Source organism: Gryllotalpicola sp. CP2-P1 (assembly GCF_057512245.1).
This window is the reverse complement of record NZ_JBLRDT010000367.1, coordinates 1-1,393: the sequence shown is the minus strand read 5'-3', so window position 1 is coordinate 1,393 and position 1,393 is coordinate 1. Positions and strand designations below refer to the sequence as shown.

Genomic DNA, 1,393 nt, shown 5'->3' with positions numbered 1-1,393 from the left:
TCGTGGTCGACGGCGCCGGCGGCCGCGATCACCAGGTGCTCGGGGCGGTGCGTGGCGCGGTAGTGCTGCCAGACCCCGTCACGCGTGGCTGCGCGGATCGCCGCCGGATCGCCGCCGATCGGGCGGCCGAGCGGATGCCCCGACAGCACGGACCGGTAGAGCTGCTCACTCGCGGCGTCGGCCGGGTCGTCGTCGGCCATCGCCAGCTCTTCCAGGATGACCTGGCGCTCGTTGTCGAACTCGTCAGGATCGATCAGGCTCGACGTGATCATGTCGCCGATGACCTCGACCGCCATCGGCAGGTCCTTGTCCTGCACCTTGGCGTAGTAGCAGGTGTACTCCTTGCTCGTGGCGGCGTTGTGCTCACCGCCCACGGCATCGAACGAGACCGCGATCTCGAGGGTGGAGCGCGACGGCGTGCCCTTGAACAGCAGATGCTCGAGGAAGTGCGTCGAGCCGAAGCTCGCGCTGTGCGCGGCGTCGGCGCCGGTCTCGTCGCGTGAGCCGACTGTGACCCAGAAGCCCACCGTCGCGCTGCGGGCGCCCGGTACGCGCTCGCTGAGGACGCGGGCGCCGTTCGGCAGCACCGTGCGACGCACCAGCGCGTCACCGGATGCGGCGAACGCCAGCTCCGTCAGGTCGAGAGGAAGAGACACAGCGCCGTTCATCACCTGCCACTCTAGGGTGAGGCCGACGCACGCCGCACCGCGGCGGTCGGCCGTCGGACTTTGTGACACGCGGAGACGCGCTGTCCCCCGGAAAGAGGACTCTAGGCCGTTGGTCTAGATATACTGGCGCCCTGCACTTCCCCCGCGCACCCCGCTGGATCTCATGCGCGACCAGCACTTTTTACAGCCCGTCAGAAGGACTCGCTGCATGACTTCGACAGCCGTCGCCCCCCGGCCGCCCGCCCCGGCGAAGCTCAAGATCCTCGAGGTGGCCGATCGGCTGTTCTACACAGAGGGCATCCACACGGTCGGCGTCGATCGCATCATCAACGAGGCGCACGTCACCAAGGCCACGTTCTACAAGCACTACCGCTCGAAGGACCTGCTCATCGTCGCCTATGTCGAGGGCCGGCATCTGCGCGCCAAGCACCTCATCGACGAGGCGCGCGCGAGCCTCACCGACCCGGCCGATGTGCTGCGCGCCCTCGCGACGCTGATCGGGCAGATCGCCACGCGCCCGGGCTTCCACGGCTGCCCGTTCATCAACGCCGCCGCGCAGTTCGGCGACCCCGCCCACCCGGTGCGCCAGGCGGTCTCACGCCACCGCGCCTGGGAGCGCGCCCTCGTCACCGAACTCGTCACGGAGCTCGGCAACGCGTCACGCGAGGACGCCGTCGACGATCTGATCCTCTTCCGCGACGGCGCGCTCTCGGGCAGCAACGTCG

2 protein-coding genes are annotated in these 1,393 nt (G+C 69.3%); one reads left to right on the top strand and one right to left on the bottom strand.

Annotated elements, in window-relative coordinates; genetic code table 11:
- The coding region (locus ACM2XV_RS15275) for a M16 family metallopeptidase (RefSeq protein WP_487027563.1) at nt 1–668 on the bottom strand (668 nt) is incomplete at its 3' end.
- Between the two features lie 208 nt (nt 669–876).
- Here ACM2XV_RS15275 and ACM2XV_RS15270 point away from each other — a divergent pair.
- A partial coding sequence (locus ACM2XV_RS15270; protein WP_487027562.1) for a TetR/AcrR family transcriptional regulator occupies nt 877–1,393 on the top strand: 517 nt, incomplete at its 3' end.